This is a genomic window from Thermomicrobiales bacterium, from assembly GCA_041390825.1.
GTDB lineage: Bacteria > Chloroflexota > Chloroflexia > Thermomicrobiales > UBA6265 > JAMLHN01.
In genome coordinates this window covers 61075-76813 of sequence record JAWKPF010000008.1, presented here as the reverse complement: position 1 = coordinate 76813, position 15739 = coordinate 61075, and the positions used below count along the sequence as shown (strand labels likewise).

Below are 15739 nucleotides of genomic sequence, written 5' to 3'. Positions count from 1 at the left end.
TGCTCCGGGGTTTGATCTCCGTTGCACGTAGTGACGCTCGCAAAGGACTGCAACACATGGGCTCCTCCCGTGCTGATCAGCCCAATTCAGTTCATAGCCGAAATACCTCCTGCATACCCCGAGCTGGGAAGGAAAGATCGCCGACGAGTTCCTGAAGCTGGAAGATGACGGCAGTCACCATCACGATGTTGCCATCGTGAATCGCGTTGCCGAGGACGAGTTCGAGCTGATCGATATCGATAGCGAGCTCCTTCCAGGACGACCGCTGCTGGGCGCGGTGGTCGGCGGACTGATCAGCCTCGGGGCGGCGGGCGAGGAAAGGCATGGAAGTCGGCGCTGAAGTCAGCCTGGAAGACGGAATCGAGCTGGTCGACAGCGAAGAGCTCTTCGACGAAATGGCCGATGAGATTCCCGTCCAGGAGCACCGCGGTAAATCGTCGCCTTCGAACAAACCTGGGCGCGCACCCTGATGCGCGACCATTCGTGACAATGGCAGCGAAATACTGGCCGACGAAATCGTCCACGCCAGAACCTCATCGACGCCGGCATCGAGCTTAGGGACGCCCTCCTCGGCGAATGGCCTCCGCGTTTGACGGAAGCGATACTCGACGAAGACGCGGTGCGGGAATTTCCGCACCGCATTCTCATTTTCCGCCGCGTGCCCGGGCTGGAGTCCTGGTTTCGCCCCGTTTACCCTTGTAATCGGCCAGTACCAGGAGGACACCAGCCACTTTTTAGGAAGAGCGACGTGCAGAAGCGAGCGCAAACGGGCTTATCTGCGCCGCCCATTGCCGGAGTGCTCACCGTCATCAATATCGTTCTGCTTTTCGTGAACCTGAAGAAAACACCCGGAAACCTTTGGGTCAAATGGGTGCTGCTGGACTGGGGCGTCGGCCTCGCGACGCACGCCTGGATCGTCTTCCGAACGAACCGCTCGAAAGCAGCTGGCTGATCAGTCTTACATACCACGCGTTGCGCACTTTTCCAGAAACAGACCACCGCTCGTCGAACGGAACCGAACTCACTCCCCACGTATAATTCAATTATCTTTAGTAGAAATGAGCAATTGCGGTCCATGGTCCGAATACTTTTGATGGAACAGCGCTACATGGCTACCTATCAGGATCTGCTCCTGAGGACGAAACAATGAATCAGAACATCGACTTGCCGGAAGCTGGAGGCTCGGCGCGAAGAAGGCGCGATCCTGGTCGATATCCGCGAGGCGGACGAGGTCGAGCGAGATCATCGACGGCGCGGTGCACCCGCATTCCGCGAGGATTCCTCGAATCCGCATCGAGCAGATCGCCACCGATAAGTCGGGCGCCGGTGGTCGTCTACTGCGCGGGGGCGCCCGTTCCGTTTTCGGAGCCGCGCGCTGGAGAAGACGCCTCGGATACACCGACGTCGCCAGCATGGACGGCAGTTTCAGCGCATGGAAGCCGCCGCCCTCCCGTGGTCCAAACCGGCGACCTTTTCCCAGGACCAACGGCGCCGCTATAGCCGGCACTTCCTGCTGCCGAAGTCGGCGAGGCTGGCCAGCAGAAACTGCTGAAGACCAAGGTGCTCATGATCGGAGCGGGCGGTCTCGGCTCTCCCTCGGCGCTCTATCTGGCGCGCAGATCCGGCACCTTGGCATCATCGACGATGACATCGTCGATGACACGCTTAACACGCCAGATCACACGCCAGCACCAGGAGCGGATCAGGATGCCAGGTCGAATCCGCCGGATGGCAAATCAGGCGCTCAATCGATGAAGGTGGTACCTACCGGAACGCCTCGACAAAGCATCCTCGACATCTTCGGCGATTACGACGTCATCCTGGACACCGCGACAGCTTCTCCACCCGCTGCCTCATCAACGTTACTGCATCTTGCTCAGCAAGCCAGATGTACCATGTCTTCCGCTTCGAAGAGGCGATGACCGTCTTCGATCCGCCAAACGGTCCCTACTACAGGTGCATCTTCACGATCGCACCACCCGATCTTGCGGGCTGCGCCGAGAGCGTGCCCTGGCATTCCAAGATCATCGGTCTCATTCGATCGACCGAGGTGCTCAAGATTGCGCTCGGGATCGGTGACCTCTCGGCTTCAGCTGCTCGTAGCCACGCGCTGGAAGAAGAGTTCCGTGAATGAACCTCGACCGCGATCCCAGCTGCCCGATGTGCGGGAATAGCAGCCCCATGAATCTCGCTGACATCGAATACACCGGTCTGACTGCTGTCCCTGCCCTCGCCGGCCAGCAAACACGGATCTGCTGGCTTCAACAGCGCCCGGGCGGAACTTGGTCCGGGCATTGTTGGTGATCCTACCGTTCGAAATCTTTGCTTATCGTCGAACGCTACACGATCTCGATCGACCTCTTCGACCGGCGTCATCGAACGGAATACGAAACGCCTTCGCATATACGGATAAGCGTCGGTTTTGATCAGGCGACGATGTAAATCGGCCACCCAAAGCCATCGCGGGCAACACGTTCGTCAGTGGAAGAAGCCCACGCCTCGGTCGAGGTGTGAGTGATAGATGACGAGCGGCAGTTGGCCGCGTGCGTCCATCATCTCGCCAACTTCGATGTTCTCGATCAAGGGTCGTCGGCGTAGGCCTTGTCGATCTCCGAGGTTGTTCACCATGCGGTGAGAGATCGATCAACTCGTCCGACGCCTGCGATCATTCCAGCCACATTCGCGCGGATACTCCTCGGCCGTGCGCGTAGGTCGCGTCGCGGCCGGCAGCCGAACGACCGGCACTACCGCGACTACCGCCATGGCTGACGTCACGACCTCGTGTAATCGCTTGATCGCCGTTTGAGCGCCGTCCAGCTTTTGCGCACGTTGTTTGCCATTCACGGCATTCGCAGAAACGGCGATCTCACCGTCGTTCTCGACGATACGGTCGCGTATGCCGGGATAGGCGATATCCAGATTGTCGATCAGGTCGGCGATGGTCGCACCGCTGGCGGTCACCTTCGGCTTCACCGCCGGTGTACCGGCGCAGCGGGGCCGGAATCAGCACGAGCACGTTGGTCGTGGTGGACATAGATTTGGTGTTCCTCTCTTGTTCTTGCTGGTCCAGAGTCCAGGGTTCAGAGTCCAGCGCGAGCTTCCCTGGACTCTGGACCCTGGACTCACACTCAACTCCACAGCTCGGTCGACAGGTACTTCCCGCCACCGTCCGGAGCTACGAAAACGATGACGGCCGGTTCATCCCGTTCCGCGCATTCACGGGCGATGCGCACCGATCCGGCCAACGCGGCGCCGGTCGAGATCCCGGCGAAGATACCCTCCACCCGGGCAAGCTCCCGGGCGAACGCGTACGCGTCGTCGGTATCGACGCCGATCTGCACGTCGGGCACACCCTCGTCGTAGATCGACGGCACGATGGCGGTCGCTTGAGTGTTCAATCCTCGTTTGCGTGGTTGATTCAGCGATGCGCTGGCGTGATCGCCGGATCTCTTGCTCACGCGAAAACGCCCAATTGCCCATCATGGTGCAGTCGTACCCGGTCACGAAGTGCGTGATCCATCCATCGGTCTGTTCCAAATCTCAGGACCGGTCGATTCGAAATGGGCACGCGGGTTGCCTGTATTGGTCGTAGAAATAGCGCTCGGGATGCGCGGCAGCAGTTCCCGTGCCAGCAAAATGGCTCCATTCGGTCTTCATGTACGGATCGCGCCCGCAGATGGTCGCGCCATACGCCGCCGGGATTGCGCCGTTCGCTGGAAGCGGTCTCAGGAACTACCAACTCTACGACCGGAACGAACGCCACCTGGCAGGCATGGCGTGGCGTGCCGGTATTGCGAAAGTTGCGTCGAGCAATGCTCGTTGCAGGCGATACGAGCGAGTCCCTCTCACTGATGTAGCCTTTGGCCGGTCCTTGGCCGAATACACCGAGATTTGGCCCACTCCGCCTTGGGCAAAGTTCGTCACTGGCCGGCAAGTCGATACGTTGCGCAAACCGGCTCAACCCGAACAGCGGGGTATTGCCGTCAGCTTTTCCACGGCAGGATCGCTTCCCGCAGGTCCGCCAAACACTGGACTGGTAATACCCGGCGTCGGCTGGTACGTCCGTCTTGGAGCTGTAACCACGTCGCGCTCCTGGGCAGCACCAGCACCTGAGTTCACCATCGAATACTCCGTCATTATCGCACGAGTTGGTTACGGATGGTAAGTCGGCTCAGTTGCCGAAGAGCCTGGCCAGAACCTCCGAGTGCCCAGCGCCGTGTCTTCCCGGATGTCGTGGTCCATTGCGAGCCAGCTTGCCAATCGGCGCGCACCGTACCGTTTGCGCGACGAGAGTTCGATCGGCGCAGGGAATGGATGAAGGAGAAGCAAATTGGCGAAGAAGTGGCGCTCGCAAGGTCATCGTTACCTGTGCGCCGTGACGGGGGCGGTGCATGTGCCGTCGCAGTCGCCGCATCTTCGGTCACGCCCGGCAGATCGCCGAATCGGCGATCGGCGCCCGCGGAGCGGGCGCGGCGATCGTCCATCTACCGCGCCCGGAACCAGGACCGGCAAACCGACCCCGGAACCGGATCAGTACCTGGCATTCGTCCCCGAGATCAAGGAACACTGCAACGCCATCATCAACATCACCACCGGCGGCAGGGTCAGGGCATGACGCTGGAGGAGCGCACCGCAGCCGCCAAACAGCTCTCCCGAAATGTGCTCGCTGAACATGGGATCCGATGAACCTTGGTGCAGATGGCAGCTGCATCAAGGAAGCATCTGAGAACGAATGGGAAAGCGGCCGATCTAGAGCCTCGCGCGACTATCTTCGCAATACCTGGGCCGACATCGAACGCATTCTGAAGGAACTTGGCGAGAGCACGCTCCCTTCGGGTCGAGTGCTACGATGTGGGACATCTGTATAACCTGGCCCGCTTCCGTCGACCGCGGGCTCATCGAAGCCGCCCTTCTTCGTGCAAACGATCTTCGGCATCTGGGCGGTATCGGCACCGACCCGGAAGACCTCATGCACATGAAGCGCACCGCCGACCGCCTCTTTGGCGACGACCCGTCTGGTCGGTGCTGGGCGGCCGTCCGCAGTTCAATCTGGTCACGATGGGCGCCATCATGGGCAGCAATGTCCGGGTGGGATTGGAAGACAATATCTCGGCAAAGGAGAGCTGGCCGAGCAATGCCGATCAGGTCGCCAAGATCGTGCGCATTCTCAACGAGCTCTCGCTCGACGCGACCCCGGACGAGGCTCGCGAGATGCTGCACACGAGGGCGTGCACAACGTCGCGTTCTAGACGTTGGGTGGGCAGCGAACCGGCGGTTCGCGACCCGATGCCGCACGATCGGCGATGCGCCTGAGCGCCTCATGGAGCTCCGTCGGGCGTCGAATCTCGAGATACTGCGATGCCAGTGAAGGCAGGTTCATGGCGACGCCGTGCGCTTCGAGATGAAGAGCGCATCGGCAATTTCCAGATCTGTCATGTCTTCTGCCGCGAGGCAGAGCGCTTCGAGCTCACGATTGGATAGTCCGCCTCGTCCGCTTCCGCCAGCCAGCGATAGTCGAACTCTTTCATGTCGAATGGCGTCCGGAGGCACGAAGGTTTCCCCCACAGACTCGATGCTGGCAATGCGGTCGACCCGGACGAGCCGCCGTCCGCGCCCGAAAGCTGGTCGATAGACTCCCAAAAATCGGCGGCCGTTGTGAAGCATTAGCCCGTATCGTTCGATGGTGCGTTCTCGTGGCGCAGGCCAGCGACTCCAGTTCATCCGGTAGCCCATGCGAGACCAAAAAAGGTGCTGAATAGACGGACATCGCCAGTGTGGAAAGCATCGAAGCATCGCGCGTCGACCAACTTCGGCGTGGCCGCTCCAGCGATCATCGTCGTTGCGCACGGCATTCACACGCTCGCGCAGATGCAGCGGCAGCACCCGCTCAATTTCGACTTGGCGCTCTCCGCCGCTGGCCGCGCTCGTGCCCATGCCGGTTGACTCGAGCGCAACGAGACCAATGGAAACCGCCTTCGCCTCATAGAGCATCGAACATCAGCGGCGGTATGCGAAACCCCGGTTTCAGCCGGTAATACCCTCCGGGACCGCGGGTCAATTCGACCGGAACCCCCAGATCCTGTACGCGCGCATGATCCAACGCAGGAGCGGTGCGGTCGCTCACCTCCAGATGAAATCCGCCAACTGCTTGCAGGGCACATGGTGGCGTGGTACTCCGCAAGAGCTTCCAGCACGGTCGCCACGTGCGCATCGATAGGGCCGTACATTTGTTCCAGCATTCCTACAAAAGACGACAGGAATTGATCGCCCGAAGCTGTGGCGCCCAGGATAGAAGCATCTCCCGATCGTGAGCAGCGGTCCGGAGATTTGGCTCCCCGAGATAGACCCGAAATAGGTCCCCAGCCCGTTTAGCCCGATGCCGCCGGATCACCCGTGGCGGCAAGCGCCGCCATGCATTCCGAGTGATCGCAATTCGGAATGCACCACGCCAGCCTGATCTCCAGGGTACTTGCATTCCTGGAACCGCGCGCCGACCAAGCGCTCGCGCGCCATCATCTGCGCGGTCGGCATCGTTCGGCTGCGAGGTCGACAGCTCGGCTGGATCGCCCAGGCCTCTGCAACCCGCAGCGAGCTCTATTCACCGCTCGCTATCAATCTGCGAGTACGGAGGCGACGTCAACTCCAGTGCTGACGGTCACCACCACCGTACCCGGTCCGCGCATTTCCTCTCGAACCTGGGCGGACCGCGCCGAATCCAACCAATACGGAAGCGCCAACGCGCTCTCGGCCGCCGGGAAGGCACGGTACGGATGGCTGGACGTCCAGATTCGGCCAGCGCACGATACAAGGGACCCGAATCGCCAAGTCGTAGCGCGGGAGCGGACGATATTCCCGCCTCGACACCAGGACAACCGAGGGCCGCGTCCACACGTACCCGAATTTCCGGAAAGTAGCTTCGCCGGACCTTGTACGGCGGCGAGTCAAGAAGATGATTGGAATGCTCTATGGTCGTGACCGCGACCTTGCCGAGCTCAGCTCGCTGCGGACTCGACCCAGCCGAGCGCCTGATCCCACGGTTCCCGGACCGCAGTCGCAATCTCGAATGACGCCGGCTCGACCGCGAAGCTGTCCACCGGGCTGACAGACCATTTTCGTCCACGCTCTTGTCATCGTGTCCCTCGCTCCTGAGATGCGATCCGGAACTCGTCGTCCCTCGACGCTCGGCACGCAGGTCAGCGAGTCTTCACCGCTCAGACACTGCGCCCTTGCTGATGAGAATCATTGGAGCCGCTTCACGAGCAGCACAGTCTTGTTGCTGCTGAACAACCGTCGCGCATGAGGAGGAAGCGGCACTCGACATTGCCCGGCTGCTGCTCGCCTGCAAGCGTGTTGACAGGGTCTGGCAACCGAGCCGCATCCCGCTGGACTTGCAGTCTATCTGAGGCGAGCTCTTCCCCGTCGCTCTGTCTCGCCGTCGAGCCTTCGCCCACGTCGGGACAATTCCAGAGCTTCCAGGAGTGGGTTTCCGGCTCTTCCATCGATCACGACCACGTCAGCTCTGTTCCGGTCGCTCGATCCACGATAGCAGTCGCTGGCACGCGCTGTGCAGCAGCATCTGCCGCCAGCTCGACGGATTGCCGATCGCCATAGAGCCTCGCCGCGGAGCATAGCGGAACCATCTCTCCATCGCGAGGTGCAAGCAGCGTCATGAATCCGCGGCTGATCACCACGATCAGTCGCATGGACTATCGTGACCTCAAGCGAATGTGCAGCGCATCGATGCGCGCCACCGTCGCCTGCAGCATGATCGAACGCATCCTGCACCAATGGCAGCGCCGTGCAGTTCCGAAGGGAACTCGGTGTTCGATGGGCAGGCTTTCGCCTACACACCGTCCGAAGCCCTGCGCACCGACCGAGATGCCGAGCAGATTCGGCACGAGCGCGGCATCACGGGCAACGGCGCCTTCAGCGCAGAACGATGCGGCGATACTCGTCGCCAGCAACCGGCGCTAAGTTGTTGTCGCCAGTTCGACGGCGAGATGCCGATCTTCCCAGTGCCGGCTGCACCTGTGAGCGTGAGCAATCGGGCGCCCTGGCCGCAGCGCGTCGTGCATCGCCGCGATGTCCTGGATCCCGCCCCACGAGCGTGAAGACCGCACCGCGCGCATGTAGCGTGGTACGCCTCGAACCGCCAAAGGCTCGATCCGAACCGCTTCGGCTGAAACGCGATCGTTCATGCGAAGCCTCTATCAATGAGCATAGTGGGCAAGCGGAGTACCCACAGTCTCCATGAACCGCCACGGTCAACTGTTCATCGCCGCAATGGACGACTACCAGATTGTACGCTCGATTTCGTCATGGTGACATCTGCGGCAATGGTCCTGGCATGCATCGCCGGACTGCATCGAGCGCAAGGAAGCGAACCTGGGTGCACCGATGCAGGCTCGATACCGAGCAACCGATGCTTCCCCTTCGAACGCCAGGAGGCTGCGCTCTCGACGCGTTCGTCCTCGAACGCATCGCAGCCGCCCCGAAAGGGTGTCGGAGTAGACCGCCGAAGCTGAAGCTCCTGGAAGCAATCGCTTCCGATTGCCGAACGCATCGGAGAAATCGAACTGCGCGCGCTCTCGTTGCATATGCTGGCGCTCATCGACGCCGACGCTGGCAAACACGAACGCTCCATCGAGCGGATCGAGCTGGCCTTGTCCATTTGGCGCGAACTCCGGCTCCCTTCCGATGCGGCCATGGCGCTCATGATCCAGCGGCTTCGCGCGTTGCCAGGTGAGCGCGACCTTCGGGAGCGCTATGTGCTGGAGGCGCTGGACATTTTCGAGGAGATTGGGCACAGGAGCGGCTCTCTGGGTTCTGTCTGCTCCGTCTGGGGCAGCTTTGGCTCGATTCAGGCGACGAGCGCAAGGCATTCGACTTTTTCGCCCGAGCAGCATCTGCCTTCCTGGAAATCGATGAACGCTGGGCAATTGCGAGATCCGCGTATCTCAGCCATCTTGCTCTGCAGCACCGATTGACCACCGAAGCCGCTACTCTGATCGGCGTCATGGACGAGCGCCTCGGACGCGCCGGAGCGCAGCTTGCCCTCGGCATTCGTCCCATCGCCGAGGAGACGCGCGCCCGTCTCGAAGCGTCGATGTCGCGGCACGCCTTCGGATCGGCAACTGCGGCGAGCGCCCGCGCGAGTGTGGCGGACATCGAATCGCTCATCGCATCGATCCAGGCCGCGATCTTTGCGCGAGCAACTGACCCAACATGACGGGGCGATCTAGGCTGATAGCCATGGGCGCCACTGATCGAAAATAGCGACGCGCTCTTCATCAGTCCGCGCACCGTGCGCACTCCACGTCGGTCATATCCTCCGCAAACTCGACGTCTCGTCTCGTCCGGGACGCGGTGCGTCGCGCCCGGGAACTGCGCCTGATTGCCACCAACACATCTCCATAGCTCACGTTCGTCCTCCCGCCGCATTGAGGCCGACGTGCCCCGCCTGCGCCTTCGAATCAGTAAGAAATACGGATGTACTCCTCACCCGGTCACCCATCATACAATCAGCGACTCACATCGATGTGGTTCGCATCGAGGGCGGATGAGGGCTGGTGCGCTGCCCAGCTCCCCATCCCTTGCCGCGAAGAAACGAAAGGAGCACTCGATGACCTGCCTAGCGCGCGTGACTGTTGCCGTGCTGGTTCTCGTTTCTGTCCTGATGCCGTCGACCATGCTGGCACAGTCGACCGCTGGAGCCATCACTCCGCCGGGACCGCCCGAGACTGGACCCGGCAGCGCAGCAAGCTACCGTTTCCCCGGTGCCCGAATCCAGCACTACGGCGCCAATGCGGCCGGATTCTGGATCGTCGAGCCGACTGACGATTCGGGTGGAGCGACCCCGGCCGCGTCCGAACCGTTGCCAGTCATCCTCCACCTCAACGGTTGCTGCGGAGATGGTGGATACACCACCCCGGACGAGCTGACCAACTGGTTCACGCACCTCGCACGACAGGGGTATGTAATCATCGCCCCGGTCTACGCCGACTATGGCGATGGCGTTCTTCTCAAGAGCAGCGTGGAACGCTTCCAGGACGCGCTGGAGGAACTTGACAACGCTGGCCATTCTCGCGTCGATCTCGACAAGCTCGCGGTGACGGCCTACTCCTATGGCAGCCCCGCCGCGCTGGAGTATGCCGCTACTGCCGAGGCGAACGGTTGGCCGGTGCCGAAGGCATTCTTCGCCATGGGTCCCTGCGAAGGTCGTTTCTGCTGGGACGTGCCGGACATCGCCAGCTTGCCAGTCGGGCTCAAGGCAGTCGTCATGGCGTTCGACATCGACGACGTGCCGGGAGTCGAGTGGCCACAGCGGTTGTTCGAACCGCTGAAATCCCTACCCGAACAGGATCGCAACTACATCGAGATCCGTTCCGACGATCACGGTTGGCCCGCCCTCCTGGCCACGCACTACACCCCACGGGATTCATCAGTGGATATCGACCTCCTGTCCGGCTACTACCAGACGATCTCGCAGCCGGATGCCCTTGCCACCTGGGGCGTGTGGAAGGTCTCCAGCGGACTATTCGACTGCGCGTTCGAAGGCAAGAACTGCGAATACGCCCTCGGCAACTCCGACGAGCTTCTGAACATGGGCGAATGGAGCGACGGAGTTCCGGTTCGTCCCCTGAGTGCCACGTCCGATCCGTCAGCGGACTGGTCACTCCCTGCGGCACCGGTCGATCCCGGATGCCGAGGCGTTTCTCACCGCCCAGACCGATGGTGAGATCTCCGGCGCAGGTTTCCTCAACACATCGCTGATTGGGTCAGATGGGCGTCTACGTTATCAACGGCTCGCGCAATCAAATCACGATATCCTCGACAGCGCGGGAGAGCATCTCGATTCGCTTGGGCAGGCAGGCGAAAGGCCGGGCGAGTTCGGTTCCAGCCACCCTGATATCCCGTACTTCGGTTCAGTACGATCTCGCGTTTTGCCTCAGATGGCCGGCTCTTCGTAACAGATACGCCTGACAACCGGGTGCAAATCTTCGATAGCGAACTGAACTTCCCTGGCCGAAATTGGGGCCGATCCAAACGAACGCAGCATGCTCCTTGCCCCCACCGGAATCGCGCTCGACGAAGCAAACAATCGCTTCTTTGTCGCCAGCAACGCTGGTGGAGCGGTCAACGTGTACGACATGAACGGAGTTCATTCGAACGCTGGGGAGCCGATGGCCCGGGAGGCGTCTTCAACCAGCCAACCGATGTCGAGGTCGCGCCCGACGGTAGTGTCTACGTCGTCGAGTTCACTCGCTCGCGCATTCATCATCTGACAGCAGACGGAATGCCACGAGCAGTCATCGGCGGGAACGGGCTCGAACCGGGGTACCTCGCCGAACCACGAGGGATCGCGCCTGATGCCGAAGGCAATTCTACGTCGCCGAGTACAACACGCTCGGCTACGGCGGTACTCGGGTACAAGTCTTCACCCGGAAGGTGAGGTGATCGGTCTCATTGCCGGGCCAACCACAACCGCGGAATTCCTCGCGCCATCTGCAGTTTCCATCGCCCCGATGGAACCGTCTATATCTCGGACGAACAAGACCGCACCATCTACCGGTTTCAGGCGGGAGTCTCCAATTGACGCACTGATGCCGCTGGACCGAGTGCGCACAGCGTGGGACGTGCCGTGAAGTCCGACTCGAGCAACGGCATCTCCAGCCTGTCGTGCGTCGAACTCGTGGAGGAAGCGCGCCTGGGCATCCAGGCGCGCTTCCTCGCGATGTTGATGTAGCCCGGTGGACGTGCGTCCGTCTATGCATCCGTTTCCGAAGGCGCCGCAGGCGGAGCCGTGACGCCGCCCTGCGCCTCCGATCACCGACGACGATATCGAGCACCATCAGCTCGACTGGTCGATCGATTCGTTCGAGATCGTGACAACTGATCCGTCACTGGAACGGATCGTATCTTGCGCCACCGTGCTTGCGGCCCATTCTGCCGTGACAGGGTCGCCCTGCCCGTCGTTCTCGCGTGCGACGACCAGCGCGCCGGACAAGATTTTTGCCCACCGACGCGCTCCCATTGCCTCCTGCTCGACGGAGGGAATCGGGAATCCGCCGATTTCGCCGCTCATTTCGCTTCCAGCGGGCACCGTCACCGTCCGCAGAACGAGCCGCACCGGTTGCGTTGGGTCGATGGGGACTCTACTGATCCTCGAGATAGACCAGGCCGATCTGCTGGCCGCTCGGTGGTGCTGTGCTGCACTCTGGGGCGTTCTCGCGCAGTCCAACCCATAGATAGCGAACCTCACCGTCGTTGCGCAGATTCGCCACCCCATCCTTTGTCGGATTCTCGACGAACCAGGTATCGCCGGCCCGAACATCGACTGGCTCACCGGCGGGAATGGCTTCCCATTCTGCCGCTCCACTCCGCAGTACGAAGCTGGTGGCGAGCGCATCCACGCTCAGCGTTCCGTCGAGGACATACAACGGATGAACTCCAACCGAGTCGCAGGCGAGCTCGAATTCGGCTGTCATCCCAGGCGCGATGCTGTGTTCGAAAATGACTCGCGCGCCTTCGTCTCCTCGCATCCGGCCCGGTGGAAACGAGATATCCAGGAGCGAATCGACCTGATCTGTCCCTCGTCCTGCACCGCGGCTGCCGGAATCACCGGGGGTTCTGGCGATCGCTCCGGCATGAGCGTTAGCGCTCTAACCGCCAACAACACGGCCAGCACCGCCAACCTTACCGCCAAGCGTATCCATCGTGGGCCGGTCCCGGCATGCTGCTCCCCAAACCACGATGGTTGCCGGACGATCGGTGATCGTTGAGCAGAAATCGCCGCCGTACCATGTCCGTTCGAGCTCAGTCCAAATCTCTGTTGCGCGTGCATGTTTGTCAGATCCTTCAGCAAAATGGCGGAAAAGACTGGATCGATCGAAGGCGCATCGCTCATGCGCCAACACCGCCGCAATCGTTTCCTGCATCGGCTGGACGTTCTTGTCGCTCCAAAGCGCCGGATCCATCGGCTGCCTGGAGTTGGTCCCAAAGTTGATCGAGAGCCGCTGCCCTCTTGTCGCTCTTCCAGCGGCTAAACATCGTTTCGTCCTCGTTGCGCGGCCTCAGGCCAAGCAAATCTCGCAACCGGCCAATCGCGCGGTATTGGGCTTGCGCGACGGCATTTCGCTGACAGCCGAGCACGTCGCTGATTTCGCCGAGCTCAACTCCGGTTAAGCGCAGCTCGATCACCTCCGCTCGCGCGGGGAGAGCTGTTCGAGCGCGCGCCGCAGGTTTCGCCTGTCTCGCGCAAGCGCAATCTCTTCCGGTGTTTCGGCGGGGTCGACTGGGTCAGGGAATTCCTGGGCGCCTACGTATCTGCCCTGGCTCCGGAAATGGTCTGCCGAGACGTGATGGGCGATGGTGAAGAGCCACGCCGCGAACGTCCCGCGTTGGGATCGAATCGGTCGAGACCGGTGAGGGTCTTGGTGAAAACGAGACTGGTCGCATCTTCCGCAGCTTCGCGATTGCCGAGGCGTCGGTAGCAATGACGGAACACCCGGTTCGCGTAGCGGAGATAGAGCGTGGCGAACGCGTTCGGGTCGTGCGTCGCCTCCTGCGCGAGGATGGCATCGCTCTTGTTTCCAACTGGTTGCTGCTCTTCGCCGAGTATCGGCGAAGTTGTGCCACCGCCATCGGGTGCTCCCTGCCAACGTCGTTGCCTGTCTATCAGGTACTACGGAGCAGTCACGTTTTCTTTACGTCTCGTCACGTCCTCGTCCACGCATAGCGTCCGGTTCCCCGAAGCCCCCTGCGGGTTCGCAGCCATGGCGAGCTTAACGACGGGCGACGTGCGCGAACTCGACCATCGGCAGGGCGCTAGTGACTGCGGTCGCCGCCTTGTTCAACCCCTCCCCCAGCCGCTTGAGCGCCGGCGAGAAATCGAGCTTGTCCAGCCGCACATCGAGCAATGCGAACTGGCCGGCCCGCTCCCGCGCGGCCTCCAGCGCATCGTCCAGTTCGCCGCGTGCAGCGGTGGGGCAATTCAGGAACGATCTGCCCGATTGCATGACCGCGGGAGCGCGCTGAAGTTCCACTGCTGAATGTCGTTGAACCCACCGTCGATGATCAGCCGCTCGGTGGTATAGCCATTGTTGTTCAGCACGATCACGATCGGGTCGAGCCCGAATCCTGCGCAGGTGGAGAGCTCCATACCCGTCATCTGGAACGCGCCATCTCCCCACGAGACCAATCTACTCGGTCCTCGACGCGCACTGCGCTCCAATTGCCGCCGGAACCGCAAAACCGGGATGAGGCATAAACGCCGCGCCAGAAAAGCGCGCGCCTCCTGCACCGGCAGGTCGATGGACGCGAAGAGCGCATCGCCTCGGTCGGCAATGACGATCGTGTCTTCGGTCAGATACGACGCAAGCCGTCCGAAGAGATGCGCGACGGTGACGGGCTCGTCAGCACGCTCACCGGCACGTCGACTGTCGCAACAGATCGGCGCGTGCGGATGATCCCGGTCGAAGCGTGGCGTGATGCGGCCACTGCCGGTCCCCGCACAGGAATCGTCCAATCACGTTCTCGTAGGTGTGCAGACCAACCGACAACCGATCGCGCGTAGTGTGAATGCATTTGGCCGGATCAGGTTTCGCGGTGGCAATACCCAGGTTGATGTCGGTCAGCAATGTGCCCAACATGATCAGGCAGTCGCTCTCCTCGACGTAGCGGCGCACGAAATCGTCCCGCCCGAGCGCTCCAGCGTAGACACAAACTGTGGGCACGTTCCTCGATCGCGCCCTTGTCCAGCAAAGGTGACCACGGCTGGAATGCCACTCGATTCGATGAGCGCCAACGCCTCGCCCTCCAATCCAGAAACGATAGAGCTCCACGCCGAAGAAAATGACCGGCTGATTGGCGCGATTGATCCAGGACACCTCGTCAGGTGCGCGCGGCCAGTGTGCGCGGATCGCTCAACTGCCGGTCGTCGACCGTCAGCCATCGATCTCGATCTCTGCATCGACCATGTCACGCGGCAGCTCGATATAGACCGGACCGGCTGTAGCGCTTGCACGAGCGAGCACGCGGTCGATCTCGCGGCGCGCGTCGTCCGGATCGTCCAAGACCGTCCACCCCACCGTGAGCTGCTGGAAGACCCAGGCTGGGTGTCGTAGGAGCGGACCTTGTGGTGGATCGGATTGCAGCGCCGGCAGCCTCGGCCATGCTCGGAGCCGCCGCTGATCACCACCACCGGCACTCGTTCGGCATAGGCTTGGCCTGTGGTATTTGCAAGCTTGAGACCGCCCACCCCATAGCTGTCACACACGCCACGCCGATGCCACGCAGCCGCGCGGCGCATTCCGCCGCGAACCCGGCTCCCTGCTCGTCGCAGGTATTGATCAGCTCGATTGGGCTGGACTCGATCTCAGTCATGAATCCGAGCCGCAATCGCCCGGCACGCGAAGATGTGCCCAATTCCGAGCTCATGCGGCCGTTTCAACAGGTAGGCGCTGTAATGGTGGTGCGATTGTTTCCAGCCGTCGATCCTCGGTGGTCAGCGTGCATCTCGGCTGAAGAATCACGACACATTCTGTCCAGGAAATCGACGTAAGTTGGAGATCGCGAAACCACCAGCGATCACCGGAGACCTGCAGCGGTATGGACGCCACAATCGACCAGGAAAATGACGGACGCCACGACTTCGGTGCTATCTGGGGACGTGGAATGTCTTCAGCGACTGCGAGGCTTGTGGGTTCCCGGAAATGGGAGAATTCAACACAGCTTCGGA

The 15739-nt window shown here is 61.6% G+C and carries 19 protein-coding genes; 9 read left to right on the top strand and 10 right to left on the bottom strand.

What is annotated here, in order from left to right; translation table 11 throughout:
- Positions 1–91: 91 nt before the first annotated feature.
- Complete coding sequence (locus tag R2855_04750; GenBank protein ID MEZ4530322.1) at positions 92–724, bottom strand: hypothetical protein; 633 nt, start codon at positions 722–724, stop codon at positions 92–94.
- A 24-nt stretch (positions 725–748) separates the two neighbouring features.
- Between R2855_04750 and R2855_04745 the strand changes: the two genes are divergently transcribed.
- Both R2855_04745 and R2855_04740 read left to right on the top strand, forming a co-directional pair.
- Entirely contained in the window at positions 749–952 is a 204-nt protein-coding gene (locus R2855_04745) for a 2TM domain-containing protein (GenBank protein ID MEZ4530321.1), read from the top strand.
- A 936-nt stretch (positions 953–1888) separates the two neighbouring features.
- Entirely contained in the window at positions 1889–2134 is a 246-nt protein-coding gene (locus R2855_04740; protein ID MEZ4530320.1) for a hypothetical protein, read from the top strand.
- Positions 2135–2478: 344 nt separating this feature from the next.
- On the opposite strand, the gene R2855_04735 is transcribed toward R2855_04740, so the two are convergent.
- The 3 genes from R2855_04735 to R2855_04725 form a co-directional block, all read right to left on the bottom strand.
- Positions 2479–2628, bottom strand: a complete 150-nt coding sequence (locus R2855_04735) for a hypothetical protein (protein MEZ4530319.1) — start codon at positions 2626–2628, stop codon at positions 2479–2481.
- Positions 2629–2643: 15 nt separating this feature from the next.
- Complete coding sequence (locus R2855_04730; protein MEZ4530318.1) at positions 2644–2961, bottom strand: hypothetical protein; 318 nt, start codon at positions 2959–2961, stop codon at positions 2644–2646.
- A gap of 167 nt (positions 2962–3128) precedes the next feature.
- Entirely contained in the window at positions 3129–3458 is a 330-nt protein-coding gene (locus R2855_04725; GenBank protein MEZ4530317.1) for a hypothetical protein, read from the bottom strand.
- Positions 3459–4330: 872 nt separating this feature from the next.
- On the opposite strand from R2855_04725, the gene R2855_04720 reads away from it, so the two are divergent.
- Together R2855_04720 and R2855_04715 are read left to right on the top strand one after the other, a co-directional pair.
- Complete coding sequence (locus R2855_04720) at positions 4331–4615, top strand: hypothetical protein (GenBank protein MEZ4530316.1); 285 nt, start codon at positions 4331–4333, stop codon at positions 4613–4615.
- A 197-nt stretch (positions 4616–4812) separates the two neighbouring features.
- Complete coding sequence (locus R2855_04715) at positions 4813–5313, top strand: 3-keto-5-aminohexanoate cleavage protein (protein ID MEZ4530315.1); 501 nt, start codon at positions 4813–4815, stop codon at positions 5311–5313.
- Between the two features lie 63 nt (positions 5314–5376).
- Here the strand turns inward: R2855_04715 and R2855_04710 are convergent, their stop codons facing one another.
- The gene (locus R2855_04710) at positions 5377–5733 is read right to left on the bottom strand and encodes a WYL domain-containing protein (GenBank protein MEZ4530314.1); all 357 of its coding nucleotides are present in this window, start codon (positions 5731–5733) and stop codon (positions 5377–5379) included.
- A gap of 39 nt (positions 5734–5772) precedes the next feature.
- On the opposite strand from R2855_04710, the gene R2855_04705 reads away from it, so the two are divergent.
- The 5 genes from R2855_04705 (at position 5773) to R2855_04685 (ending at position 10738) form a co-directional block, all read left to right on the top strand.
- Positions 5773–5943 (top strand): hypothetical protein, encoded by a 171-nt coding sequence (locus R2855_04705; GenBank protein MEZ4530313.1) that lies wholly within the window; start codon positions 5773–5775, stop codon positions 5941–5943.
- Positions 5944–7820: 1877 nt separating this feature from the next.
- Positions 7821–8111 carry a hypothetical protein gene (locus R2855_04700; GenBank protein MEZ4530312.1) on the top strand — a complete coding sequence of 97 codons (291 nt, stop codon included), beginning with the start codon at positions 7821–7823 and terminating at the stop codon, positions 8109–8111.
- Between the two features lie 552 nt (positions 8112–8663).
- On the top strand, positions 8664–8987 hold the full coding sequence (locus R2855_04695) for a hypothetical protein (protein ID MEZ4530311.1): 324 nt from the start codon (positions 8664–8666) through the stop codon (positions 8985–8987).
- The gene (locus R2855_04690) at positions 8984–9229 is read left to right on the top strand and encodes a hypothetical protein (protein ID MEZ4530310.1); all 246 of its coding nucleotides are present in this window, start codon (positions 8984–8986) and stop codon (positions 9227–9229) included. The genes R2855_04695 and R2855_04690 overlap by 4 nt, the downstream gene beginning before the upstream one ends.
- Before the next feature lie 393 nt (positions 9230–9622).
- Positions 9623–10738 (top strand): hypothetical protein, encoded by a 1116-nt coding sequence (locus R2855_04685; protein ID MEZ4530309.1) that lies wholly within the window; start codon positions 9623–9625, stop codon positions 10736–10738.
- A gap of 1113 nt (positions 10739–11851) precedes the next feature.
- Here R2855_04685 and R2855_04680 read toward each other — a convergent pair.
- The 5 genes from R2855_04680 to R2855_04660 form a co-directional block, all read right to left on the bottom strand.
- The gene (locus R2855_04680; GenBank protein ID MEZ4530308.1) at positions 11852–12085 is read right to left on the bottom strand and encodes a hypothetical protein; all 234 of its coding nucleotides are present in this window, start codon (positions 12083–12085) and stop codon (positions 11852–11854) included.
- A 70-nt stretch (positions 12086–12155) separates the two neighbouring features.
- Entirely contained in the window at positions 12156–12488 is a 333-nt protein-coding gene (locus R2855_04675; GenBank protein MEZ4530307.1) for a hypothetical protein, read from the bottom strand.
- A 1296-nt stretch (positions 12489–13784) separates the two neighbouring features.
- Positions 13785–14018: a hypothetical protein gene (locus R2855_04670; protein MEZ4530306.1), complete on the bottom strand. Its 234-nt coding sequence runs from the start codon at positions 14016–14018 to the stop codon at positions 13785–13787.
- Positions 13994–14527: a thiamine pyrophosphate-dependent enzyme gene (locus R2855_04665; protein MEZ4530305.1), complete on the bottom strand. Its 534-nt coding sequence runs from the start codon at positions 14525–14527 to the stop codon at positions 13994–13996. Before R2855_04665 ends, R2855_04670 begins: the two co-directional genes overlap by 25 nt.
- A gap of 418 nt (positions 14528–14945) precedes the next feature.
- Positions 14946–15155: a thiamine pyrophosphate-binding protein gene (locus R2855_04660; GenBank protein MEZ4530304.1), complete on the bottom strand. Its 210-nt coding sequence runs from the start codon at positions 15153–15155 to the stop codon at positions 14946–14948.
- Positions 15156–15739 lie beyond the last annotated feature (584 nt).